General features: G+C 71.3%; 20 protein-coding genes and 2 pseudogenes. 9 read left to right on the plus strand and 13 right to left on the minus strand.

Annotated features, from left to right (window positions below; translation table 11 throughout):
* Positions 1–83: 83 nt before the first annotated feature.
* From OHS82_RS41260 to OHS82_RS41285, 6 genes are all read right to left on the minus strand, one after another.
* Positions 84–851, minus strand: a complete 768-nt coding sequence (locus tag OHS82_RS41260; RefSeq protein WP_057577242.1) for a class I SAM-dependent methyltransferase — start codon at positions 849–851, stop codon at positions 84–86.
* A 220-nt stretch (positions 852–1,071) separates the two neighbouring features.
* Entirely contained in the window at positions 1,072–1,959 is an 888-nt protein-coding gene (locus OHS82_RS41265; protein WP_328435774.1) for a geranyl diphosphate 2-C-methyltransferase, read from the minus strand.
* Between the two features lie 15 nt (positions 1,960–1,974).
* The gene (locus OHS82_RS41270) at positions 1,975–3,330 is read right to left on the minus strand and encodes a family 2 encapsulin nanocompartment cargo protein terpene cyclase (protein WP_328435775.1); all 1,356 of its coding nucleotides are present in this window, start codon (positions 3,328–3,330) and stop codon (positions 1,975–1,977) included.
* An 88-nt stretch (positions 3,331–3,418) separates the two neighbouring features.
* Positions 3,419–4,834 carry a family 2B encapsulin nanocompartment shell protein gene (locus tag OHS82_RS41275; protein WP_057577245.1) on the minus strand — a complete coding sequence of 472 codons (1,416 nt, stop codon included), beginning with the start codon at positions 4,832–4,834 and terminating at the stop codon, positions 3,419–3,421.
* 875 nt (positions 4,835–5,709) lie between these two features.
* The gene (locus tag OHS82_RS41280) at positions 5,710–6,321 is read right to left on the minus strand and encodes a hypothetical protein (protein WP_057577385.1); all 612 of its coding nucleotides are present in this window, start codon (positions 6,319–6,321) and stop codon (positions 5,710–5,712) included.
* Positions 6,322–6,778: 457 nt separating this feature from the next.
* Complete coding sequence (locus OHS82_RS41285) at positions 6,779–7,273, minus strand: PaaI family thioesterase (RefSeq protein WP_057577246.1); 495 nt, start codon at positions 7,271–7,273, stop codon at positions 6,779–6,781.
* 90 nt (positions 7,274–7,363) lie between these two features.
* Here OHS82_RS41285 and OHS82_RS41290 point away from each other — a divergent pair, with 90 nt between their 5' ends.
* Positions 7,364–7,831 carry a winged helix-turn-helix transcriptional regulator gene (locus OHS82_RS41290; RefSeq protein ID WP_057577247.1) on the plus strand — a complete coding sequence of 156 codons (468 nt, stop codon included), beginning with the start codon at positions 7,364–7,366 and terminating at the stop codon, positions 7,829–7,831.
* Between the two features lie 342 nt (positions 7,832–8,173).
* Positions 8,174–8,431, plus strand: coding sequence for a zinc-binding dehydrogenase (locus OHS82_RS41295; RefSeq protein ID WP_057577248.1), 258 nt, complete (start codon positions 8,174–8,176; stop codon positions 8,429–8,431).
* A gap of 78 nt (positions 8,432–8,509) precedes the next feature.
* On the opposite strand, the gene OHS82_RS41300 is transcribed toward OHS82_RS41295, so the two are convergent.
* Both OHS82_RS41300 and OHS82_RS41305 read right to left on the minus strand, forming a co-directional pair.
* Positions 8,510–9,778: a L,D-transpeptidase gene (locus OHS82_RS41300; protein ID WP_328435777.1), complete on the minus strand. Its 1,269-nt coding sequence runs from the start codon at positions 9,776–9,778 to the stop codon at positions 8,510–8,512.
* 279 nt (positions 9,779–10,057) lie between these two features.
* The gene (locus tag OHS82_RS41305; RefSeq protein WP_328435778.1) at positions 10,058–10,990 is read right to left on the minus strand and encodes a LysR family transcriptional regulator; all 933 of its coding nucleotides are present in this window, start codon (positions 10,988–10,990) and stop codon (positions 10,058–10,060) included.
* Positions 10,991–11,135: 145 nt separating this feature from the next.
* Here OHS82_RS41305 and OHS82_RS41310 point away from each other — a divergent pair, with 145 nt between their 5' ends.
* The 3 genes and pseudogenes from OHS82_RS41310 (at position 11,136) to OHS82_RS43645 (ending at position 13,509) form a co-directional block, all read left to right on the plus strand.
* A complete protein-coding gene (locus OHS82_RS41310) occupies positions 11,136–12,146 on the plus strand; it encodes a DMT family transporter (RefSeq protein ID WP_328435779.1) in 1,011 nt (336 codons plus the stop codon).
* Between the two features lie 102 nt (positions 12,147–12,248).
* Positions 12,249–12,437, plus strand: coding sequence for a hypothetical protein (locus tag OHS82_RS41315; RefSeq protein WP_057577251.1), 189 nt, complete (start codon positions 12,249–12,251; stop codon positions 12,435–12,437).
* Between the two features lie 75 nt (positions 12,438–12,512).
* Positions 12,513–13,509 (plus strand): annotated as a pseudogene (locus OHS82_RS43645) (IS5 family transposase).
* 61 nt (positions 13,510–13,570) lie between these two features.
* Here OHS82_RS43645 and OHS82_RS41330 read toward each other — a convergent pair.
* Genes OHS82_RS41330 through OHS82_RS41340 form a run of 3 tightly spaced genes read right to left on the minus strand, consistent with a single transcriptional unit; the run spans position 13,571 to position 15,008 of the window.
* Positions 13,571–13,822, minus strand: coding sequence for an acyl-CoA-like ligand-binding transcription factor (locus OHS82_RS41330; RefSeq protein WP_328435780.1), 252 nt, complete (start codon positions 13,820–13,822; stop codon positions 13,571–13,573).
* Positions 13,823–13,836: 14 nt separating this feature from the next.
* Positions 13,837–14,292 (minus strand): hypothetical protein, encoded by a 456-nt coding sequence (locus tag OHS82_RS41335; RefSeq protein WP_242433066.1) that lies wholly within the window; start codon positions 14,290–14,292, stop codon positions 13,837–13,839.
* 44 nt (positions 14,293–14,336) lie between these two features.
* On the minus strand, positions 14,337–15,008 hold the full coding sequence (locus OHS82_RS41340; protein WP_266405025.1) for an SDR family NAD(P)-dependent oxidoreductase: 672 nt from the start codon (positions 15,006–15,008) through the stop codon (positions 14,337–14,339).
* A 149-nt stretch (positions 15,009–15,157) separates the two neighbouring features.
* Here OHS82_RS41340 and OHS82_RS41345 point away from each other — a divergent pair, with 149 nt between their 5' ends.
* The 3 genes and pseudogenes from OHS82_RS41345 (at position 15,158) to OHS82_RS41355 (ending at position 17,067) form a co-directional block, all read left to right on the plus strand.
* The gene (locus OHS82_RS41345) at positions 15,158–15,850 is read left to right on the plus strand and encodes a TetR/AcrR family transcriptional regulator (RefSeq protein WP_328435783.1); all 693 of its coding nucleotides are present in this window, start codon (positions 15,158–15,160) and stop codon (positions 15,848–15,850) included.
* A gap of 314 nt (positions 15,851–16,164) precedes the next feature.
* Positions 16,165–16,260, plus strand: a pseudogene (locus OHS82_RS41350) (IS5/IS1182 family transposase); the annotation flags it as partial.
* Between the two features lie 273 nt (positions 16,261–16,533).
* Positions 16,534–17,067: a 2'-5' RNA ligase family protein gene (locus OHS82_RS41355; RefSeq protein WP_328435785.1), complete on the plus strand. Its 534-nt coding sequence runs from the start codon at positions 16,534–16,536 to the stop codon at positions 17,065–17,067.
* A 121-nt stretch (positions 17,068–17,188) separates the two neighbouring features.
* Here the strand turns inward: OHS82_RS41355 and OHS82_RS41360 are convergent, their stop codons facing one another.
* The gene (locus tag OHS82_RS41360) at positions 17,189–17,917 is read right to left on the minus strand and encodes a hypothetical protein (RefSeq protein WP_057577257.1); all 729 of its coding nucleotides are present in this window, start codon (positions 17,915–17,917) and stop codon (positions 17,189–17,191) included.
* Positions 17,914–19,581 (minus strand): serine/threonine-protein kinase, encoded by a 1,668-nt coding sequence (locus OHS82_RS41365; RefSeq protein ID WP_057577258.1) that lies wholly within the window; start codon positions 19,579–19,581, stop codon positions 17,914–17,916. The genes OHS82_RS41360 and OHS82_RS41365 overlap by 4 nt, the downstream gene beginning before the upstream one ends.
* A gap of 406 nt (positions 19,582–19,987) precedes the next feature.
* Between OHS82_RS41365 and OHS82_RS41370 the strand changes: the two genes are divergently transcribed.
* Positions 19,988–22,858 (plus strand): helix-turn-helix transcriptional regulator, encoded by a 2,871-nt coding sequence (locus tag OHS82_RS41370; protein WP_079041122.1) that lies wholly within the window; start codon positions 19,988–19,990, stop codon positions 22,856–22,858.
* The last annotated feature ends 17 nt before the right edge of the window (positions 22,859–22,875 follow it).

The raw sequence follows: 22,875 nt of genomic DNA on the forward strand, positions 1-22,875 counted from the left end.
CGTACCGGCGGGGGCGACGGCACGCCGGACGGGAGCCGGGGAAGACGGCGGCAGTGAGCGCCGTGTCGACCGGTCGGAGAGCGTCACTCCTGATCGTGAGCCGTGTAGACCGTCGCGGTCATCGCCGCCGTCACAGGACCCGTGCCGAGCCGGTCCGTCATCTTTTGTGTGACCGAGGCCCTGATGGACTGCGCGTCGTCCCGGGCTTCCAGAGTGGCGCTGACCGGTGTGCCGGTGAGGAACCCGGTGGCCACGGAGCCGGCCGACGCCGCGACGCCGTCCAGCGTGACCTCGTCGGTGGAGCCCAGGGTCAGCCCGGCCGCCGCGAGGTCCGAGGCGACCAGACCCGGATCCGTGTAACCGTGCGGCACGTCTCCGAGGAACGCGGGCGCTCTGCCGGGCATGGTCTCCTCCAGGGCGTCCTGGAAGGCCGCCGCGAACCCGTGCGTGGCCAGCGGGCCCCAACTGTTGAACAAGAACCGTCCCCGCGGGGCCAGGATCCGGCGCACCTCTGCGTAGGCGGCAGGTCGGTCGGGAAAGAACATCACCCCGAACTGGCACACGACCAGGTCGAAGCGGCCGTCCTCGAAGGGCAGTTCCTGGGCGTCCGCCTGCTGCCAGGCGGCGCGCGGCTCGCGTGCCGACCCGGCGGCGACCATCGCTTCGTTGAGGTCGCTGGCCACCACCGAGGCTGTGGGCGCGGCGGTGAGCAGGGCCGAGGTCAACGCCCCGGTCCCTGCGGCGAGCTCCAGAACCGTTCGGGGCTGTAGCGTGGCCGCCCTGGCTGCCAGGTCGGCGGCGAACGGGCGGAAGAAGACCGGCACGAGGTGCCGGTCGTAGGCCTCGGGCATGGACCGTGCCCACCGCCGGTTCGCGTCGTCTGCGTTCACTCGACAGACAGTAGACCCGTGCCGGGCGCGACGGCAGACGGCAGGCGGGCCGCTGCTCCCACTGCCCGGGTCCGTCCTGGACGGTCCGGGACGGACCCGGGCCGGCGCCCCGGGAGGGGCCTGCGCCTCGCGGGGCAGGGGCCGCCGTCGAGGGACGCGGCCCCTGCCCCGCGACGCGGGCTCACACGCGGTCGGCCGCGATCATGACGTACTGGAAGGAGCCGTCCCGGTAGGACTCGATGAACGCCTCCTCGATTCCGGTGACCAGCGACGACGTGGCCCGCAGCTCCCAGTAGGGCAGTGTGTCCGCAGTGAGGTCGACGATGGTGTGCGGCACGAGCCGGTTGTCGGCCATGGCGCGCAGGTACTCGCGGCGCGAGTGGATGTTGCACTCGAAGTGGGCGTTGATCTGGGAGACCCACTTCGACGGCTGACCGTAGCGGGGGTTCCAGCAGCCGGTGATCGTCACGTACCGGCCGCCCACCTTCAGGAAGCGCGAGTGCTCGGCGAACAGGTCATGGAGGTCGACGTACATGGTCGACTCGTTGTTCCACGACGCTGCGATGCTGCCCTTGTCGAAAGGCGTGTCGAGCATGTTGCACACGCGGGAGCGGACGTGGTCCTCGATCCGCAGTTCCCGCGCGCGCCTGTTGCCGAACTCGGCCTGGGTGGTGGACAGGGTGACGCCCTCGACCTTGCAGCCGAAGCGGCGGTGAGCCATGACCATGGACCCGCCACGCCCGCAGCCGGCGTCGACGAGGGTGTCGCCCGGGCCGACGGCCCCGAGGTGGTCCATGAGGAACTCCGCCTGCGCCGATTCGAGCCGGTGCAGTTCCGCGATGAGCTTCTTCTCGTACTCGCTGTGCGCCGGGTCGCCGAGCGCGGCGTGGTCCACGTCCCCGATGCCGTAGTGGTGGTGGTACAGCCCGTCCACGTCACCGAGGCGGAGATTGACCGGTCGTGCCTCCGAGTTCCAGTAGCGGGCGATGTCCTCCTGGTACGCGGTCGCCGGGGCCGGGATCTTCGCGGCGGCGGTCCCGGGGGCGGCGGAGGTCGTCTCAGTCGTCACAGAAAAGTCCGTTCTTTACCAGAAGTCGGGAAGGCTGTATCGGTAGGTGTTGGTGCGGTGCCAGTCGTGGTTGCCGTCGACCCAGGCGGCCACTCCCCGGAGGAAGCGCAGCACCGGGGGCAGCGGGCAGGCCTTCGCGAGGTCGGCCGCGGCGGTCTCGAAGGCGTGCTGGAGTTCGTTGTGGACCTCGACGGCCTTCAGATAGGCGTCGCGCTCGGAGAGCCGCTCGCGTTCCGCGATCACCACCGGCAGGTTCAGGTGGACGCCCGGGCTGTCGAGTTCCTTGGTGTACGAGTAGAGGTCGTTGACAATGGTGGTCGCGTTGCCCGCGAGGGCGATGACCCGCTGCATGTCCGGCCGCGCGTGCAGATCCGCGGGCAGTTCGTAGTCGCCGACGGTGTCGGTGATGGTGGGGCAGGGGCGGAAGTTGTTGAACTGGCGCATCGCCAGGTACTCCCACACCTCCGGGACGTGGCCGGTCTGGGCCCAGGCGGCTTCCGCCAGGTAGCCCATGTGCAGCCGGGCCATGTCGTGCCGGTAGCGGTCGGCCTGCGAGGGTGTGGCCGCGCGGACGAAGTAGCCCATCGCGCTGCGGTACGCCCGGCGGGGGGCGTCCGAGACGAGGGACTCCTGCCACGCCGAGGCGTACTCCGCCGTGGTGTGGAGGTGGTCGAGCGTCGTGTGCGCGAGGAGGAGACGCCCGCCGAGACCGACGGGTGACCCCCCGTGGTCCTCGCAGTAGCAGTCGTCCACCGCGTTCTCGGCCACCATGAGCCGCGTGGCGAGCATCAGGTGGTCGACCGTCGGAGCGTCGGGGTGGCAGGCCACCATGTAGCGGCCGACGGAGAAGCCGTCGAACTGTCCCTCCCATTCCTCGGGATAGAGCTGCACCTCGTCCTCGGCCCAGTGCTTGATCCGGCGGCTGACCTCCTCGACGCGCACGGGATCGGGCTCCGGGACGGAATGGTGGTAGAGCCCGGGGACGGCTCGGCCCGCGGCGGGCGGAGCGGGTGTCGCGGACACCGGTTGCGCAGGCGGGGGTTCGCACCTGGCGGACAGTGCGAGGGAGGACGTGCCCAGTCCGGTGGGGCCGCGCAGGATTCCTTGGAAGGCGATCCCCTGGAGGGCGACCTCCTGGAGGGCGGAACCGGCCGCGGTCGTGTCCGGCGTGTGTCGTGCGGTGGAGGGGGGCGCCGGGGGCGGTGGCGGGTCGGGGGCCGTGACCGGCGGATGCAGTGCTGCCAGAAAGCCGGAGGCGGCCCGCGTGGCCGCAAGGTCGGGGACCACCGGCGCGGGGGCGTCGGGCACGGTCGTGGGCGGGCTCGGTCGCCGCTCGGGCGGGGGTGATCCGAGGGGCCCGGAGTCGGGCATCGTCGGCTCCTTGCTGCGGTGGGGTGGGCGGTCCGTCGTGCTCGGACGTGTCACACGTGGACCTGCGGCGGGCCAGGGCGTCAGGACGTCAGCGCGGCCTGGGGGCGATCTGCACGTTCTCCATCACCCCGAGGGCGTCGGGCAGGAGCACCGCGGCGGAGTAGTAGGTACTGACGAGGTACGAGATGATCGCCTGCTCGTTGATGCCCATGAACCGCACGGAGAGCCCCGGTTCGTACTCGTCCAGCAGCCCTGTCTGCCGCAGACCGATGACGCCCTGGTTCTGCTCGCCGGTGCGCATCGCGATGATGGTGCTGGTCTGCTCCTTGCTGACCGGGATCTTGTTGCAGGGCAGGATGGGGACTCCGCGCCAGGCGGGGACGGATTGCCCGCCGAGGTCGACGTGGTCGGGGTAGAGACCGCAGGCGTTGAAGCCACGTCCGATGGCGGCGATCGTCCTGGGATGGGCGAGGAACAGTTTGGTGCCGCGCCGGCGGCAGAGCAGATCGTCCATGTCGTCAGGGGTCGGCGGCCCGGAGCGGGGTTGGATGCGCTGCTTGAAGTCGACGTTGTGCAGCAGCCCGAACTCGCGGTTGTTGATCAGCTCGTGTTCCTGACGTTCCCGCAACGCCTCGATGGTGAGCCGCAGTTGCTCCTCACTCTGGTTCATCGGACCGTTGTAGAGGTCGGCTACCCGGGTGTGGACCCGCAGCACGGTCTGCGCGACGGAGAGCTCGTACTCGCGAGGCTTCGGCTCGTAGTCGACGAAGGTGCCAGGCAGTTCGGCCTCGCCGACGTGACCGGCCGACAGGGCGATCTCCGCCTCGCCGTGTTTGTTCTGCCGCTGCCGCGCGCGGGAGCTGAACCGGTCGACGTGGGCCCGTAGGTGGGGTGCGCGGTTCTGGACGGCGGTGAAGTCGGCGTGCGAGAGGGTGAGGAGGGTGCCGGAGGTCTGGGCGGTGACCGTGCAGTCGTGACGGGCGTCGGAGTCCGACAGGGCGTTCTCGCCGAAGTGGTCGCCGTCCGCGAGCACCGCGAGGGAGTTCTCTCCTCCGTACGGGCCCTCGGAGGTCTGGATGAGCCGGCCGTGGGCGATCAGGTGGATCCGGTCCGCGGGGTCGCCGCGCTCGACGAGGACCTCGCCCGCCGTGAAATCGCGTTGCGTGCAGCGGTCGGCGAGGACGGTGAGAACGTCCGCGTCCTCGAATCCGCGCAGAAGGGCCAGTTCGCCGAGCTCCCGGGGGATCACCCGGACCGTGGCGCCCTCCTGGACGAACTCGATGCGCCCGTCGCCGAGGGTGTGGCGCAACCGCCGGTTGACCCGGTAGGCGCCGCCTTTGGCCTCGACCCAGGGCAGCATCCGCAGCAGCCAGCGGGAGGTGATCTCCTGCATCTGCGGGGCGGACTTGGTGGTGGTGGCGAGGTTGCGGGCGGCGGCGGTACTCAGGGACTGCTGCGCCGCGGCGGGTGTGGTGTGGGTTTCCGGGACGCTGTCGACGGACATCGGGGACTTTCTCCTTGCACGGCAGGCCGTCCGGCGCACACGCGTGCGTCGGCCGGGAGACAGGGAGGGTGGGCAACGAGCGGGCAGGATCACGGGTATCCGTCCACCTGCAGAAAGCTAGCCGCTGAACCGGCCGCATTCAGAGGTGAGACGGGATGCTTACCTCGAAGCGGTGACAATCAGTTGAATGCGGTTTATCGGCCCGCAACGTGTCATCGCCTCTCCGGGCAGCCGGGCAGCCGGGCAGCCGGGCAGCCGGGCAGCCGGCGTGTAAGACCGTGTGCGGCGCGAGTTCGCCCGAAGGACGCCGGGCAGGCTGAGGCCGATCCCTTCGAGCGTGGGAACCCGTGGACGTCACGCACCGAGGGAACGTCCTGCGGTGAAGGGGCGTACTCATGTCTCATCGGCGGGGCGGGGCGGGGTGGTGCGGCGGCGGCCATCGGCCTCACGAAGCCCTGTCCGCCCGGCACGCGGAAGGTCGTCACTGCCGGAGGCGTTGACTCAACCTCCCGCCGCAGCGATGCGCGGTCACCGAAGGTCTCCTGGACGAGCAGGTCGGCCTGCCGACCCAACGGTCTGCTTCACGTCCCAGGGGCGCGGCGCGCGGAGGCCGCGGTCGTCGCCGGGGTGAGCACCGAGCGGTACCGGCGGCCGGAGAAGGGGCACATCGCCGACGCGTCCGGCCAGGCTGCGCCCACCGACGGGGCTCGACTCCGGGTTGCGCACGAGCGGAGAAGGAACAGGCGGAACGGCCCGGCACCCGTGGTGCGAGGGCGGCGGACGCCCGGCCCGGCAGCGGCGGTCCCGCGGGCGGAGTCGCTCGCTGGTGCAACCGCCCGTCACGGGCGTCCGAGGCGCGTCGCGGTCGCGGAACCTCAGGCGATGGGCTCCCAGACGAACCCGTCGGGGTCGGTGAAGGGCCCGGCGTCGCTGCCGATCGCGAGCCGGGACGAGCCCGTCCCCTCCGGCGGTACGCCGGCGACCTTGGCCAGGCCGCGACGCCCGTACAGCGACAGTTTGACGGGGCTCGACGAGGCGTCGAACTCGACGTACTTGCTGCCGAAGCTCTTCGCCACCTTGAGACCGCGCTCGACGTAGAACTGCTTGCTCGCGGCCATGTCCGTCACGCCCAGCAGTACGACGATCTCGTCGATCTGCCGGCTGTCCGGGCCGGTGTCCTTCTTCGAGGAGCTCGCGATCTGCCAGACGGTTCCGTCCGGGGCCTGGAGGACGCCGCCGTAGCCCCACAACGACTTCTTGGCGGGCTTCAGCGCCGTGGCGCCGGCGTCGAGCGCGGTGGCGAAGAGGCTGTTGACGATCGACGGCTGGGACACCACGAGCGAGACCGTGAACCAGCGGAAGCCGGAGGTCGGCTCCTCCGACACCCGCAGGCGTACCTCTTTGCCCAGGCCGAAGCCCTGCGAGTAGAAGCGCTCGGCGGCCGCGGGGTCGGCCACTTCCAGGGTGATGAAGTCGATGGAGGTCATGTCCTTCACGCTAGGCGTCCTCCGCGGCCGTTGCTTCTCGAATCCTGACCGATGTCGTCGGCCGACCCGCCGCACCGGTGACGGCCCGGCTGATGGCGCTCCCGGCAGCCCGGCCGCCCGGCAGAACGGCCACCGCCGTGGTCGGGCTGCCACTCCCGTCTCCCCTCGACCCGCTCCGGCTCACCTCGGCCCCTGGCCGCGCCGTGCCGCTGCAAGCGCAGGTGCGAAGCGGGGCGCACGTCAACCGGGCGAGCGGGGCGGGCGGAACGGCATGGTGGGCGGGCCCGAAGGGGCCGCGCCCGGAGACCGGTCGCCCGGCGCCAGGCAGAAGAGACCATGGACGCCCGCAGCCCCCGTCGAGGCTCCCAGGTCACCGTGACCGCCGACGCGGACCGCGGGGCCGGAAATCGGGCCGGGGTGGGTATGTGGCCGGCCCAGGGGAAGGCGGCGCGGGGCGTCAGCGGGGCGGGACGGGGAACAGCATGCAACTGCTGGTGGCGTGGGCCAGCAGCCGGTCCTCGGAGTCGCGCAGCTCCGCCTGGGCGAGCGCGGTGCGGCGACCGCTGTGCAGGACGGTGCCGATGGCGCGGATCTTGCCGGTGTCGACGGTGACCGGACGCAGGAACTTCAAGGTCAGGTCGAGCGACGTGTAGCCCGTGCCCTGGGGCAGCACGGACTGGACGGCGCAGCCGGCCGCCGAGTCGAGGAGCGTGGCGAAGACGCCGCCGTGGACGCTGCCGATCGGGTTGTAGTGCTCCTCGCCCGGCACCAGCACGAAGACCGCCCGGCCGTGCTCGACCTCCTCCAGGGTGAAGCCCAGGGTGGCGGCGACGGGTGGGGCGGGCAGCCGTCCGGCCACGATCTCGCGGAGGAAGTCGAGGCCGCTGTGATCTCCGACGGCTCCGGCCGAGAGGGCCGGGTCCGACCACTCGAACGTACGTGACCTGCGCATTCCCACTCCCTGGCATGGCTGACTTCTGTAGGTGAAGTTAGCTCTGCGATCCTCTGGCTGTCAATGACGAAGCCAGCCTAGGATGGGCGCATGAGGTGGCTGGAGACGAGCGCTGAGAACTGCACGGTCCATCGCACTCTGGACCTGATCGGCGAGAAGTGGTCGTTGTTGCTGGTTCGGGACGCCATGAACGGCGTCCGGCGCTTCGACGACTTCCGGCGGCACATCGGACTGTCCGAGGCCGTCCTCGCGGACCGGCTGCGCAAGCTGGTGGCGGCCGGGATCCTGGAGACAGTCGCCTACCGTGAGCAGGGCCGTCGTGCCCGGCACGAGTACCGGCTCACCCGCAAGGGCTGGGATCTGTGGCCCGCGATGATCGCCCTCAAACAGTGGGGCGACCAGTACACGGCGGACCCGGAAGGGCCGCCCCTGGAGGTTCGCCATGCGGACTGCGGTGAGCCGCTGCGCGCGACGGTCGTCTGCGCCGAGGGGCACGGCCCGTTGAGTCCGCCGCAAGCCCGTACGCGCCCGGGCCCCTCGGCGCTGCCCCTCGGCTGACAGGCCCGGCGCCGCTCGTGAGGTCGGAGGCGCCCGCGCGCAGCCTCCGGCCGGTGGCTACAAGCCCCGGGCGGCCGCCCGGGCCCCCGATCCGGTCTGCTGTCGCCGGCCACCGGGCAACAGGGGTGCCCCGGGCAACAGGCATGCCCCGCGCAACAGGGGTGCCCCGCGCCGTGAGCGCGTGGGCGCGACCTCACTGCGCCGGTTTCCTCCTGAAGCCGGGGCCGGGCACGCTCTCGATGTCCTCGGGCCGGACGGGTTGGTCCTCTCCGCAGCGGATCTGGGCGTGTACGGGCGAGCCGCATCCGCGGTCCCGTGCCTCGACGGCCGGGCCCTCCGGGTTTGCTGAACGCGCTGAGTCGCAGGATCCGCAAGAAGGCGGCGTCGCTGGGTGTGCGTTACCAGTTCTTCTTCATGCGGGCCGACGGCGCCCGGCTGGGCACGCTCGGAGCCCTCTACGACGACGGGGTGCTCCGCCCGGTCGTCGACCGGATCTTCCCGTTCGACCGGATGCTGGAGGCGATGGCGTACGTCGAGCAGGGCCGCACCGGCGCCGGCAAGGTCGTGGTGTCGATGATGCCGAGGCCTTCCTCGACGTGAAGGCTCTTCGAGGTCGGCCTGAGCATCGCCCGGCTCGGTGAGCGGGACTCACGAGAAGGCCGGGAGCGTAGCGCGGTGTCAGCCGGTCGCGCTGCCCGCGACCCACTCGCTCCACGGCATGTTCCAGTCGCTGAGGCCGTTGTCCGGGGCGAGCCTGGTCTTGTCCTTGGAGTTCTTGACGATCACGACGTCACCGGTCAGCGAGTGGTCGAAGAACCACGCGGCGGGCTGCCTGTCGTTGCCGCCACCCCTGACGTCCCTCAGCCCCACGCAGCCGTGGCTGGTGTTGACCTTGCCGAAGACCGAGTCGGCGCCCCAGTAGTTGCCGTGGATGAACGTGCCCGAGTCGGTGAGACGCATGGCGTGCGGCACGGCCTTGATGTCGTACGAGGGCTTGCCGTTCTTCTCGTTGAGGCCGACGCTCGCACCGTTCATGTGGATGTGGCTGTACTTCTCGGAGATCACCATCTGACCGTTGTACGTCGGGTGCTCGGCGCTGCCTGACGAGATCGGGATGGTTCTGATCGTCTTGCCGTTCCTGACGACGGTCATCTGCTTCGTCTTCGCGTCGACGGTGCTGACCTGGCTGCGGCCGATCGTGAACGTGACCGTCTTCTGGATGCCGTCCCTGGTGAGCGTGACGGTGACGGTGGAGCCGGGGTTCCAGTAGGTCTCCGGGCGGAAGTCGAGGCGGTGGTCGCCGAACCAGTGGCCGACGACCTGCTGGCCGCTGCTGGAGCTGATCTGGATCTCCGACTGCACGGCGGCCCGGTCGTCGACCGCCCTGTCGAAGGTGACCGACACCGGCATGCCCACGCCGACGGTCGAGCCGTCCTCGGGGGAGAGGTGCCCGATGAAGTCGTTGGCCGGGGAGACCGTGGTGATCGTGGCGTTATTGCTGGCGGAGCGGCCCTTGGCGTCCTGTGCCTCTGCGGCGATCTGATACTCGGTGGCACGCTTCAGCGGGCCGTCCGGCTTCCAGGACGTGCGGTCCGCGGACACGGTGCCCGGGACCTCGGCCCCGGTCGCGACGGCGGTCATGGTCACCTTGGTGAGCGTGCCCTTGCCGACGGTGACACCGACCGGGTCGTCGACGCCGACGTGGTGACTGCCTTGCCCGGGCGTGATCTCTATGCGGGCCTCGGAGGCTTCCACGGCGCCCTGCTTCGCCGGTGTCTGTGCTGGTGCCGGTGTCTTCGCCTGCGCCTGTGCAGGTGATGTGGCGTGGTTCCCGGCGTCGTCGGTGCCGGTGGCAGCGATGCTTGTACCGCCGAGGGCCGTGACCGCGAGCACGCCGCCAAGAACGCCGGTCGTAGCCACCAGTCCGGTGCGTCGTTTCCTCAGCATGATCAAACACATCTCCCATGGCACTGTCTCTGCGTCTGCGCTGATCACCCAAGAGGCGCAACCAGCCTTGAGACTACTTATAGACATGGCTATGTCCATAAATGGGTAAATTGTGGCGAAGGCCACGCCATGGCTCATTCAGGCCCGTGACGGCTGAGCGCCCGGTCGTGGACCGACTGCCGCTTCCCCCTGCGTCGGCTCTCCGCCCTGGGCGGCAGGAGGCTGACGATCCGAGACGGCCCGTCCCTCTCGGGTCGCGGCCGTCGTACCCCCGGCGCTTCAGCTGTTCCCGGCGGACCCGTGCGCGTCCTGCGCGTCGGCGGCGGCGACGGCTGCGTCGCGCAGTGCGTCCAACAGGCCATGCAGGGCGGGCTGTTCGAGGGCGATCTCCCGGACGGCCGCCGAGATCACCCGGACCGGCTCAGGGTTGCGGACCTGGCGTACGACGACGCCGGGGTGCTGGTTGCGCAGCCCGAGCCGCGGCATCAGGGCGACGCCGAGACCTGCCGCGACGAAGCCCTGCGCGGTGGCGTAGTCCTCGCTCTGGATGACGAAGTCGGGGCTGAAGCCGGCCGCCGCGCAGGAGTCGATGACCGGTTCGAGGCAGGGACCGGGGGGCTCGCTGCCGACCCACTGCTCTCCGGCCAGCTCGTGCAGGTCGACGACTTCGTTGCCCGCAAGCGGGTGGCCGTGGGGCAGTACGGCCGCGTACGGATCGTCGAGGAGGTGGACGAGCCGGAAGCCGTCGCCGGCGCGGTCCCGCGACTGCACCACCACCGCCAGATCGGCCCGGCCCTCCGCCACTTCCTGGAACGGGTCCTGCGGGTCGGTCAGCCGGAGGTCGACACGGACACCGGGGTGCTCGGCGCGCAGCGCGGCCAGGGCGGGCGCCACCAGTGTCGAGCCCGCCGTGGCGAAGTATCGGACCGACAGCCGGCCGGTGCGTCCCGCGCGGAGGTCGGCGAGCGCGGTCTCCGCCTGGGCGACCGCCGCACTGATCAACGCCGCGTGCTCGGTGAGCAGCAACCCGGCCGCCGTGGGGCGCACCCCGCGGCCGACCCGCTCCAGCAGCGCCGTACCGGCCTGCTTCTCCAGCGCCGCCACCTGCTGACTGACGGCGGACGGGGTGTAGCCGAGGTGTGCCGCGGCGGCGGTGACCGTGCCACTGGTGACCACCGCGCGCAGGACCAGCAGTCGCCTCACATCAAGCATGTAGCACAGCTTAACAGTATGGGTAGAACCATTTGCTTGTCCTCAAAGCTTGGCTGAGGCACCTTCATTGGCAGGGATCACGCAGGCCGGCACGAGAACGACCACCGGTTCACCGGACCGAAGAGACGGAAGAGGAGGAGGCACCATGAACGACGGCAGTGGGGCGAGGAGTCTGTGGGGCGGATTGCGGGTGGCCGTGCTCGCCCTGCTCTGGGGCTCGACCTTCCTCTGGACCGAGCTGGCGCTGCGCGGGCTCTCCCCGTTCCAGGTCACGTTCACGCGCTGCGCCCTCGGCGCGCTCGTCCTCGTCGTCGCCTGCCGCGCATCGGGGCACCGGCTGCCGAAGGGAGCCGCCGTCTGGCGGCACCTCGTCATCGCGGCCTTCTTCTGCAACGCCCTGCCGTTCGCCCTGTTCAGCCTGGGCCAGCAGAGCGTGGACTCCGGGCTTGCGGGCGCCCTGAACGCGACGACCCCGCTCTGGTCGATCGCCCTCGGTCTGGCCCTCGGCTCCGAGCGCGGGCTGCGGCCCGTCCGGCTGGCGGGTCTCCTGCTCGGCTTCACCGGCACGATCGTCATCTTCGCCCCCTGGCAGACGGCCGCGGCCGACGGCTGGGGCGCCCTCGCCATCCTGGGCGCGGCCGCGAGCTACGCCGTGGCGTTCACGTACATGGGCCGCACCCTGGTCCGCAGGGGAACCCCCACGATCTCGCTGTCCGCCGCCCAGCTCGTCGCCGCGAGCGGACTGAGCACTCTCGCGGTGCCCATCGGCGGTCTGCAGTCCATCGATCCCGGCCCGACGGTTCTGGTCGCGGCCGTCGTCCTCAGCGTCTGTTGCACGGCCATCACCTTCCACCTCACCTACCGGATCATCAACGACGAGGGTGCGACCAACGCCGCGGTCGTCGGATATCTGCTGCCGGTCGTGTCCGTGCTGCTGGGCGCGGTCGTCCTGGGCGAGGACCCGAGCGTACGGGTGGTGCTGGGAATGGTCGTGGTGCTGGCGGGAGTGGGGATGACGCGGAGGCAGGGGACGGCGGCGACCGCTCAGGAGGCGACTGCTCACGAGGTGACCGCTCAGGAGGCGGCCGCGCCCCGACCCGACCCGGAGGACCACCCGACCGACGCTCAGCGCCCCCTCTCGGTGAACCGCCGATGACCTCGGGTGCGCCCGGCCGACCGCGATGGCGCCAAAGGCCTGCCGCGGGTGCGACCCGCCTGAGAGGATGGCAGAAACCCTCACAGGAACGGAGAGTGGAGCGTGCTCCTGCTCATACTGTCGGTCGTCTTTCTGCTCCTCGTCGGCGGCTGCGTCTGCGTCTACTGGGAGGCCCGGGGTGACGCCCCCCGCTGGGCACGTGGCGTGGCGAAGGCGACGCTGATCGGCAGTGAACTGGCGCGCAGCGCGCGCCGGAGCTCCCGCTCCCGGCAGAGCGCCGGAGACGACTAGGGCCTGTTCTGAGTTGAGATCACGGGATCGGTCATTCCCGCTTCAGGAGGGTGCTGGCTGCGGTAGACCGGTCGCGTGACTCGTGGTGATCTGACCGATGCCGAGTGGGAGTTGATCGAGCCGCACCTGCCGCTGGGGGCGTTCGGACCGATTCCTGACCTGCGCAGCTACTTCAACGTGGTGATGTGGCGGTTCCGTACCGGCAGCCCCTGGCGGGATGTGCCGGAGAGCTACGGCTCCTGGTCGACGATCTATGACCGGTTCCGGACGTGGGCGCGTGACGAAGTCTTCCAGACCCTCATGGAAGCGGTGATCGCCGAGGCAGCGGCCCGCGACGACGTCGATCTCAGCCTGGTCAGCGTGGACTCGACCGTTGCCCGCGCGCATCACCACGCGGCGGGCATGGTCGTCGCCCCGGAGCTCCTTGAGGACTTGGAGAAGGCCGTGGCGGAGGAAAGGGGCTGCGGCAAAGGGGCAAAACGACGCCGTAGGCGAGGGGTCCGCGAACAGGGAGGATCCCGAGCGGGAACAGCGCCGCGCCGTGCACCGACGCCGCAGGGCCCGACTACGGGCCGCCGAGCTGGGCCGCTCCCGGGGCGGGCTCACCAGCAAGGTCCACCTCGCCGTCGAGCGGCGCTGCCGCCCGCTGTCCATCATCCTCACCCCCGGGCAGGCCGCGGACAGCCCGCGCTTCATCCCGGTCCTCAAGAAGATCAAGGTGCGCGGTCCCCTCGGCCGCCCCAGGACCCGGCCGGACGCAGCGGCCGGCGACAAGGCGTACTCCTCCCGTGCCAACCGCGCCCACCTGCGCAGACGCAACATCAAGGCGGTGATCCCGGAAAAGACCGACCAGGCCGCCAACCGCAAGAAGAAGGGACGCTCCGGCGGCCGCCCTGTCAGCCATGACGCCACGCTGTACAAAGATCGCAACACAGTCGAGCGCGCCATCAACAAGTTCAAGGAATGGCGGGGGCTGGCCACCCGCTATGACAAGACACCCGAGAGCTACGCCGCAGGACTCCACCTGCGCGGGTCCATCCTCTGGTTACGTAGCCTTCCAGCCCTCCCGTGACCTCCACTCAGAACTTGGCCCTAGCCGGAGTGCGAGCCGCGGGTCCGGCGCAGTCGGCGAGTCACCGGATCAACTCGGATCGCACTGCCGCGAAAGCCTCGTCCAGATGGTCGGCCAGCGACCCACGGCGTTCCAGGCAGCTCCAGATCTCGATGGCCAGGGGCAGTGTGCCGACTCCGGCCATGGCGACCAGCCGGAGTGCCTGCTGCCGTTCAGGGTCCGGCCAGCGTTCGGCCAGGGCCTCGGTGATGATCCGCTCCTGGCGCTCATAGTCGGAGTGCTTGCGGGCGGGAAGGGCCTCCGTCGACCGCATCAGCCGGTCGAGTGCTACCGGCCCGGCCGCTCGGGCTCCATCCGGAAGCAGACGAAGCGGGTCTTGGCGGCGGCCGTGCGCAGCTCGTCGTCGGTGGGCTGCCGGTCGCCTGGGAGGCCGAGCATCAGCCCCTTGGCGGCCTTGGGCCCTTTGCGCCGGCCGAACTCACCCAGCAGGGCGGCGACTTTCTCAGGGTCCTCGACGACCGTCGGGACGGCGCCGTGGTCCTGGCCCCGGATGCGCAGCCGGACGGCGGACCCTTCGCGCATGCTGGGGATCCAGCCGAGCTGGGAGGACAAGGCGAGCACCGTGCCGGGATCCCAGTCGAAGTAGCCGATGGGGACCGTGAATTCGCGGCCCGTCCTGTGCCCCTTGTACGTGAGCAGCATCAGGCGCCCGCTCAGCGGCTTGTGGAAGCGGGAGGCGAGCAGCGGCCGTACGACCTTGTTGGCGGCTCGGAAGAACTTCACCAAGGGTGGCCTGGCCGTGTTCGCCGCGGGCGTGCCGGAGGTGCTCACCAGATGCCGCCGGGGACGGTGTGGACGATCTCGGCCTGGTCGCGCTTGGTGTACGCGTCCCAGTAGTGCTCGGCGATGGTCTCGGGCTCGGTGCCGGGACCGCTGCCGATGAACACCCCGATCGCCACGTGCGCGGCGTGCACCCCGTGCTCGGCGAGGTCGATGCCCAGGGCCATGGCGTAGTTGCGCAGGGCCGCCGCCGCGACGCCGATGCTGCCGAACGCGCCGCCGAGCGGCCGGACCGAGGATGCGCCGGTGGAGAACAGCAGGGTGCCACTGCCGCGTTCGAGCATGGCGGGCAGCACCTGGCGGACCGCGGCAACCGCTCCGTACAGGTAGTAGTCGAGCTGCTTGTGGAGGTCCTGCGCCGTGGCGTCGACGGCGGCGGCGCCGTCGAACGTGGGGTCGGCGGGCGAGTACTCCAGTACGTCGACGGCCCCGAACCGGTCGGCGACCGCGGCGAGCGCCGACTGCAGCGAGTCGGGACGCGTCACGTCCGCGGCGAAGCCCGCGGCCTCGATGCCCTCCTCGGCGAGCCGCGCGGCGAGCGCGTCGAGCTTGTCCTGGGTCCGGGAGACCAGGGCGACCTGGAAACCCTCCCTTCCGAAGCGGCGGGCGATGGACAGGCCCAGGCCGGGGCCTGCCCCGATGACGGCGATGACGGGCATGGGTGGTGCTCCTGTGGTCGGACGGCCTGAATGGATGAGGCGCACCTCCCGCCACGACAGCGGTCAGGACTGAAAATCGAGGGCAGCCTCATGTTCTTGGATCGTAGCAGAGAAAATGAGGCATCCCTCCGGTTGGTAGCCTGAGTGACATGGCCATCGACCGTCCGTCCGCCTCCGCCGGGAACCCGGCCCCCGACCGCCCCCTGCGGCGCGACGCGCAGCGCAATCGCGAGGCCCTGCTCACCGCGGCCCGCTCCTGCTTCGCCGAGCAGGGCATGGAGGCACCCCTGGAGCAGGTGGCAAAGCGGGCCGGGGTGGCCATCGGCACGCTGTACCGGCACTTCCCCACCCGGCTGGACCTGGTGCAGGCAACCTTCGCCGGGAAGCTGGCCGTCTGGCGGGAGGCCGCCGAGAAGGCCGTCACCATGGATGACGCCTGGGCGGGGCTGTGCCACTTCCTGGAGACCATGTGCGAACTTCAGTCACAGGACCGGGGGTTCAACGACTTGGCCTCCATACGGCTGCCGGAGAGCGCCTGCCTGGCGGGCGCCCAGACCCGCATCCGCGAACTCGGTGTACACATCGTCGAGCGTGCGCAGGAGCAGGGCAGCCTGCGCCCCGACCTCACCCCCGAGGACCTTGCCTTCGTCATCTGGTCGCACAGCCGCGTCACCGAGGCCACCCACGCCATCGCCCCGGACGCCTGGCGCCGCCACCTTTACCTTCTGCTCGACGGCTTCCGAACCGACCGCGCCCACCCGCTACCGGCGCCGCCGCTCACCGAGGAGCAGCTGTACCGCGCCATGATCAGCCTCGGCGGAAACGGGGCCTGCGGCGCCTGACCGTCGAGACGCGCGTTGTCTCAAGACGCCGCGGGGAGCCCCTTCCCGGCGACCAGGCCGAGCCGGTACGCCTCCGTCCCCGCGACGCAGAGTTCGCGGAGGCATTCGGTGACTCCGCGTGCACCGGCGACACGGCGTGCGCCTCGAAGGCTGCCTCAGGGCTGGCCACTCGCTATGACAAGACACCCGAGAGCTATGCCGCAGGACTCCACCTGCGCGGGTCCATCCTCTGGTTACGCAGCCTTCCAGCCCTCCCGTGACCTCAACTCAGAACAGGCCCTAGGGCCGGGGAGGCTTCACCGAGTGCAGTGCGGAGCGAGGGGCAATGGCGTGATCTGCCGGAGCGTTTCGGACCGCGCAAGACGGTCTGTGAACGGCACCGGCTGTGGTCGGCCGACAAGAACGGAACACCGTCGAGCGGGCCGTCAACAGCTCGTACTGTCCCGAGCCGTGGCTACCCGCTGAACCTCCCGCAGCATGCGCCGAGTGAGAGGTAGGCGCCGCCGCGGTTGCGTTCGGTGAGCACCCCCAGCGAGCGGCGCGGCTCCTTCCGCGCTGCGACTGCCTCGGCGTGACACGGCCGTTCCCCGGCGGGAAGACGCCCAGGTCCTGTGCACTGTCCGGACCCTCGGCATGAGCGCCGCTCGCGGCGGACCACGGGTGATCGCCGGTAGGCTGCGGTGGTGCGCACGGTCGAGGTTTTGCTGGACGAGGCGACGGATGCGGCCGTACGGGAGGCGTGGCGGCGGCTCGCGGATGCGGGCCTGCCCAGTCAGGCGCGCCACCGCTCTCCGACCAACAGCCCGCATCTCACGCTGGCTTCGTGCGGGGAGTTGACTGCCTCGATTCGCTGGGAGCTCGCCGACGTGGCGGCCGCTCTGCCGCTGGCCGTGAGGTTCACCGGTGTGGTCCGTTTCGAGCGGCCCACATCGGTGCTGGCCTGGGCGTTGGACCTCGACAGTGCACTGGCCGCCCTGCACCGCCGGGTGTGGGAGGCGGTCGCCTCGGACAGCCGGACCGAAGCCCTCAACCCCTTCCACGAGCCCGGACGCTGGAGCCCGCACGTCACCCTCGGACGGACCCGGCGGGCCGGGGCCTTCGCCGACCGGCGGATCCCCGAGCTGCTGCCGACACCGCCGTTGTCGGTCAGGCTCACCACCTTGCGCAGCTACGACACCGAGACCGGCGCCCTGGAAGTGCTCGAGCCTCGTTCCTGACGACGGCCGCTTCGTCGTCGTCGGGGGCGAGGCCGGCCGCACTGCACCGGCTGCTCGGCGAGGTCTCCCATGCCCTCACGCTCAGGTCAGCGCGCCGGGCCGATGGGGCAGGCACGACCGCTCAGGGACAGTCGTACGTGAGGTCGGCGGCGACCGTGCGGTCGACGGGGGAGAGCAGATGCAGTTCGGCCCGGGCCGCGTAGTGACTCCTGCCCTGGAAGGTCCACAGCAGGTGCAGGCGTGCCTGACGCTGGCCCGCGACCACCACTTCCCGCAGGACACCCGAGGCCGTCCCGTCGCTTCGGACCCAGCGGTACGAGAGCGTGCCCGGTCGGCCGTTGGTGGCGACGAGGCCGACGACGTCCGCCGTGTCGTCGCACGCCACGACCGTCGGCCGTGCCACGACCTGCACCGCGCCCGCTTCGAGGGACGGGCCGAGGCGCTGCCGGGCGAGGAATGCGATGACGCCGATCAACACCAGTGCAGGCAGGGCATGTCTGCGCAGACGCCGCCGCGGGGGCGCGGGACGAGTCGGGACCGAAGGCAGGGTCCGGTGGGTGCGCTCGGCGACGGCTGCGGTCACGCCCGGGCCGAAGCGCAGCATGGTGCCTTCGACGCGATCCGGTGCGGGTGTCGGCGTCACCGGAGTCTCGGTGAAGGGCGACGCGACGAGGGTCGTGTCCGCGTCGGGCGGCCGCTGGATCCAGTGACTCGCCAGCACGGTGGCGCTGTACTCGGCGTCTTCCGGGCCGGGCTCGACGCTCGGGGCGTGCTCGGTGACGCCGCCGAGCACCTGGGTCGGCTCGCTGTCCCCGGCGGGGACCGGGGTGCGGTCGTGGTGAGCGGTCATCGGATCTCACACTGCCTCGTCAGAAGTTGTTGCGAGGCGCCGCCGTCGGCGGAGGCGGGGGTCGTGGTCGCCCCTACGGCCCAGTAACAGCCGGTGCCCCGAAAGGTGTGGTCGACGGCGAGGGTGTACTGGGTGGATCCGCTGCGCGCGAAGGACTGGGACGCCCCGTCCGGTGTGCCGAGTCCGCGGCCGCCGGCGCTCGTGTACCACGAGATGTTGATGGACAGCGGGCCGGTTCCGTCCGTCGTGACGGTGAGGGTCGCCGTGGCGGTCGTCGCACCCGTCTGCCGGAAACCCGTCACCGTGACGTCCTTCACGGCGGGAGCCGACGGCGGGCTCGGGGAGGCGGTCGTCGGCGTGGCCCCGGTGGTCGGACCGCTGGAGGTCGCCTCCTCGGTGGGAGCCGCGGTGGCGGACGCCGGGGGTTCGCCGGGGCCGGCGGTCACCGGGGCCGAGACCGAAGCCGAGGCTGACGCCGACGGGCCGGGTGACGCGCTGGACGATGCGGTGGACGACGGGGACTCGAAGGCGTCGGCCGACGCGGTGGGCGCGGCGGAGACCCCCGGCCCCGCGGCGGCCTGGGCACTGCTGGTGGCCAGGGCCTGCGCCGCCTCTTGCGGCTCCGCTTCCGGAGCGTGCTGCAGGTTGTAGGTCAGGAGGACGCCCAGGAGCACGGCCGCAGCGGAGACGAGTATCCCCGCACGGCCGGGCAGCCATGACCGTGCCCCGCCGGGGTGCGCTTCGCCGCCCAGGACCGTGCGTGCGGTGTCCGTCGTGCCGCTCGGCGGGGCACTGCGTGCCGACGGCAGCAGCAACGGCACCAGTGCCACCAGCGCGGCGAGCCGGCCGCGCCCGCGCTCTTCCCAGTCGGACCCGTAGGCGGCGCCGGCGGCCGCCTCCAGTTCCGCGACGAACGCCTCGGCGTGTGCCGGACGTTCCAGCGGATCCTTCGCGAGGCCGCGTCGCACCAGGTCCCGCACCGCCTCGGGTGCCTCGTCGGCGGGGATCGGCCCGTCGACGTGCTGCAGGGCGAGTTCGGCGAGATTGTCACCGGTGTACGGCCGGTGGCTCGTCAGGCACTCGAAGAAGGTGGCCGTGGCCGCGTAGACGTCGGCGGCGGGGGAGACGGGGGAGCCGGTCCACTGCTCCGGGGCCATGTAGGAGGGGGTTCCGGCTGCGCCGGCGCTGGCGCCGACGTCCACGGCTATCCCGAAGTCGACGAGCCTGGACGATCCGTCCGGCACGACCAGGACGTTCTCGGGCTTGTAGTCGCGATGGACGACCCCGACGCGATGCGCGTCGGCCAGACCGAGCAGCGAGCCCTTGAGGACCACCAGGGCGGCCTCGGGCTCGAGCGGGGCCGCCCTGGTCAGCAGGGTTCGCAACGACACGCCGTCCACCAGCTCCATCACGATGGCGGCGCCGTCCGGACTCTCCACGTACTCGTACAGGTCGGCGACGTAAGGGCTCTCCAGCCCGCCGAGCAGCCGCGCCTCAGCCCTGAACCCTTGTACGAAGCCGGGCCTGGTGCGCAGGGACTCGCTGAGGTACTTGACCGCCACCGGAACGCCGGTCTCCTCGTGCACGGCCAGGACGACCCGTCCGCTCGCCCCGGCCCCGAGTTCCAGCGACTCGGCGTATCCGGGCACTGCCCATGTGTCCATTTTCCATCCCCCCACGGCGGTCGTGCGGCCCGACATCCGCCCCTCCGAAGCATCGAGCCACGCGTGAGGAGACACCATTTCGGCCGCTGCGGTTGCGGTGCGGCATTTCGGCTCCCGTTCCCGACCGGTCGCAGGAGCGCGCGGTGGGGAGCGTACTCGCCGGGGAGAACAGGCGGGTAGTGCCGCGGCATGTCCGGTCGGCGTGCGGGCGTGGGCGTGAGGAATGGGGCGTGAGGCGTGAGGACGCTGCCGGTACCACCGGACCGTACCGGCGATGCCGCCGGTGTCCCGGCCCGTACCGGCCCGGGACACCCCTGGACCGAGGTGATCGGCTGGACCGCCTGCCGAGCGCGCATGACGCCGCTACCATCGCCTGGTCGCGGACGGAAAGCGAGTCGACGCCAGCATGACTGACGAAGTGAGAACCAAGCCCGACGGCGCTCTACTCGGCCGGGCGCGAGAAGTCGCGATCCTGCGCGGGGTGCTGACGGGCGAAGACGGTACGTGGTGCGTCGCGGTCACCGGCGAACCGGGGATCGGCAAGAGCCGGCTGCTGACGGAGTTGGGAAAGCGCGCGGACACCGAAGGATGGCTGGTCCGCAGTGCCCGCGCGGCGGAGTTCGAGTCCCACATCCCGTTCGGCGTGTTCGTCAACGCGCTCGACGACCAGCTCGCCGCGCTGGGCCCCGAGCGTCTCGCCACCCTCGGGGGGCAGCAACTCGCCCTTCTCACGACCATGTTCCCGGCGCTCCCCGCGGCCGGTCCCGCCGACCTGGTCGACGCGGAGCGCTACCGGCTGCACCGCGCGGTTCGGGCGTTGCTGGAGCTGCTCGCCGAGCCGTCCGGGCTGGTGCTGGTCTTCGACGATCTGCACTGGGCGGACGAGGGTTCGGTCGAGCTGCTCGACCACCTCCTGCGCCACCCGCCCCAGGCGCGGCTGGTCCTGGCATTGGCGGCCCGGCCCCGGCAGACGCCGCTGCGGCTGTGGCACGCGCTGTCCCGCGCCGCGACCGACGGGGTCGCCGAGCTGCTGGAGATCGCGCCGCTGAGCCAAGCCGATGCCGGCCGGCTCATGCCGGAAAGACTGGGCCGTTCGCGGCGGGAAGAGCTCTACCAGGCCAGTGGCGGCAACCCGTTCTACCTCGAAGCCCTGGTGCGGGCGGGTGAACGGGGCATCGCCGTCGGTGATGCGGCACTCCACCCCGACGGGGTGCTCCCGGTCGCGGTCCACGGGGTACTGGCCGCCGAGTTGGCCGCACTGACCCCGCGGGAGCGGGTCGTCGCGCACGCCGCCGCACTGGTGGGCGACGACTTCGAGGCCGAGTCGCTCGCCGAGACGGCGGCGATGGACGTCGGATCCGTCTTCGCCGCGCTCGACCGGCTCGCCGAGCGCGACCTGGTACGGCTGGACGGCGCGACCGGCCGGTTCCGCTACCGGCATCCGCTGGTGCGCAGCATCGCCTACCAGGATGCCGGTCCCGGCTGGCGGCTTCAGGCGCACGGCCGGGCCGCGTCGGTACTGAGGAGCAGGGGCGCGCCGCCGGCCGAGTTCGCCCGGCACGTGGAGCGATCCGCCGTCCGCGGTGACCTCGAGGCGGTCGCCGCGCTCACCGAGGCGGCCGAGGCGACGATGGACACCACGCCGACGACGGCAGGGCACTTCCTGCGGGCGGCCATCCGGTTGCTGCCCGACGCGGAGTCGGCCACACCGCAGCGCCTGATCCTGCTCGGCCGGCTGGCCCACGCACTCGGCGCCACGGGCGACCTGCGGCAGGCCAGGGAAACCATGCACGAGGTGTTGCGGCTGCTGCCTGCCGAACTCACCCTGATCCGGGCGCAGACAGCGCGGGCCTGTGCGACGGTGGAGCAGATTCTCGGGCGCTACACCGAGGCCAGGGCGATGCTGCACCGCGAATGGCAACGCGTCGAAGGCGTCGACGCCCACTCGGCGGCCGTCCTGCTCGTCGCACTCGTCGCCGGTGAAAGCGTCGAGCGCGAGCACGGACATGGCCGGGTGGCCGAGGCGATCGCCGCCGCGCGGGAAGTCGGGGATCCGCTGCTGCTGGCGACGGCGTTGTCGGCCGCGACGCTCATAGACCGGCGGGCGGACCGGCTGGACGAGGCGGCCGCACTCCTGGACGCGCTGCCCGACAGCGATCTCGTCCGCGACATCGACGCGGCGTTCTGGCTGAGCTGGTCGGAGATCTCCGCCGACCGGCTCACGGCGGCGAGCAGACACGTGAGCCGCGGGCTTCACCTGGCTCGGGCGAGCAGACAGTCCCACAAGATCGCGTTGCTGATCGCCATCCGCGGCATGGTGCATGCCTACCTCGGTGAGCTGGCGGAGGCGACGACCTGCTTCGACGACTGCCTGGAGTCGGCGGAACTGACCGGCAGCGAGGAACTGCGCGTCATGGCGTTGACCTTCGGGTGCTGGATCACCACCTGGCGCGGCGACCTCACCGAGGCGGTCCGGCTGGGTGAGGAGGCCATCGTCGTCGACGACCAGGCGACGGCCATGAGCTCCTGGCGCAGTGGCCAGGCCGAGGCGATGCTGGCGCAGGCGATGTTGCACTCGGGTGATCCGCACGCCTGCATCGAGTTGCTGCTCACCCGCGGCGGAGGGGCCGAGCTGCCCGCGGTGGGCCTGCGCACCAGGCCGTTGGTGTACCTGATGCTCACGGAGGCGGAAGCCGCGGCCGGCCGGATCGCCGCGGCGTCCGCCTGGGCCGACCGGGCGGAGGACGCGGCCGGTCGGCTGGAGCTCCCGCTGCGTACCGCCATGGCACAGCAGGCCCGCGCGATCGCCACGCTGCCGACGGATCCGGCGGCGGCCGCACCGCTCGCCGTCACCGCTGCCGCCGGGTTCGGCCGCATCGGGGCGGCCGTGGAGGCCGGGCGAGCGCACTTGCTCGCCGCCACGGCGTTCGGCGCCTGCGGGGCGACCGACCAGGCCCGGGCACATCTCGCGTCCGCCCGCGCGCTGTTCGCCCAGTGCGATGCGCGACTGTTCCTGCCGCAGGTCGCGCGTGAGGAGCGGCGTATGAACGCGCGCGGTCCCCGGCCCGAAAGCGGCGCCGAGCGATTCGACCTGACGGCCCGTGAGGTCGAGATCGTCAGACTGGTATCGGACGGCCTGACCAACCGGGACGTCGGTCTCCGGCTGCATCTGAGCCCCAAGACCGTCGAGGTCCACCTGAGCCGCGTCTACACGAAGGTCGGCGTCTCCGGTCGTACGGCTCTGGCCGGCGTGTGGGCCACCGTGGCGCGTGACTGAGGACGCCACGGTGGCCC

This window comes from Streptomyces sp. NBC_00425 (assembly GCF_036030735.1).
Classification (GTDB): Bacteria; Actinomycetota; Actinomycetes; order Streptomycetales; family Streptomycetaceae; genus Streptomyces.

Coding starts and splice junctions, on each gene's coding strand:
- OHS82_RS41290 (WP_057577247.1), top strand. CDS start 7,364: ATGAGGTGGCTGGAGACGAGCGCTGAGAACTGCACGGTCCATCGCACT.
- OHS82_RS41260 (WP_057577242.1), bottom strand. CDS start 851: ATGCCCGAGGCCTACGACCGGCACCTCGTGCCGGTCTTCTTCCGCCCG.
- OHS82_RS41340 (WP_266405025.1), bottom strand. CDS start 15,008: ATGCCCGTCATCGCCGTCATCGGGGCAGGCCCCGGCCTGGGCCTGTCC.
- OHS82_RS41305 (WP_328435778.1), bottom strand. CDS start 10,990: ATGCTTGATGTGAGGCGACTGCTGGTCCTGCGCGCGGTGGTCACCAGT.
- OHS82_RS41310 (WP_328435779.1), top strand. CDS start 11,136: ATGAACGACGGCAGTGGGGCGAGGAGTCTGTGGGGCGGATTGCGGGTG.
- OHS82_RS41275 (WP_057577245.1), bottom strand. CDS start 4,834: ATGTCCGTCGACAGCGTCCCGGAAACCCACACCACACCCGCCGCGGCG.
- OHS82_RS41345 (WP_328435783.1), top strand. CDS start 15,158: ATGGCCATCGACCGTCCGTCCGCCTCCGCCGGGAACCCGGCCCCCGAC.
- OHS82_RS41300 (WP_328435777.1), bottom strand. CDS start 9,778: ATGCTGAGGAAACGACGCACCGGACTGGTGGCTACGACCGGCGTTCTT.
- OHS82_RS41285 (WP_057577246.1), bottom strand. CDS start 7,273: ATGCGCAGGTCACGTACGTTCGAGTGGTCGGACCCGGCCCTCTCGGCC.
- OHS82_RS41370 (WP_079041122.1), top strand. CDS start 19,988: ATGACTGACGAAGTGAGAACCAAGCCCGACGGCGCTCTACTCGGCCGG.
- OHS82_RS41270 (WP_328435775.1), bottom strand. CDS start 3,330: ATGCCCGACTCCGGGCCCCTCGGATCACCCCCGCCCGAGCGGCGACCG.
- OHS82_RS41330 (WP_328435780.1), bottom strand. CDS start 13,822: ATGCGGTCGACGGAGGCCCTTCCCGCCCGCAAGCACTCCGACTATGAG.
- OHS82_RS41280 (WP_057577385.1), bottom strand. CDS start 6,321: ATGACCTCCATCGACTTCATCACCCTGGAAGTGGCCGACCCCGCGGCC.
- OHS82_RS41365 (WP_057577258.1), bottom strand. CDS start 19,581: ATGGACACATGGGCAGTGCCCGGATACGCCGAGTCGCTGGAACTCGGG.
- OHS82_RS41360 (WP_057577257.1), bottom strand. CDS start 17,917: ATGACCGCTCACCACGACCGCACCCCGGTCCCCGCCGGGGACAGCGAG.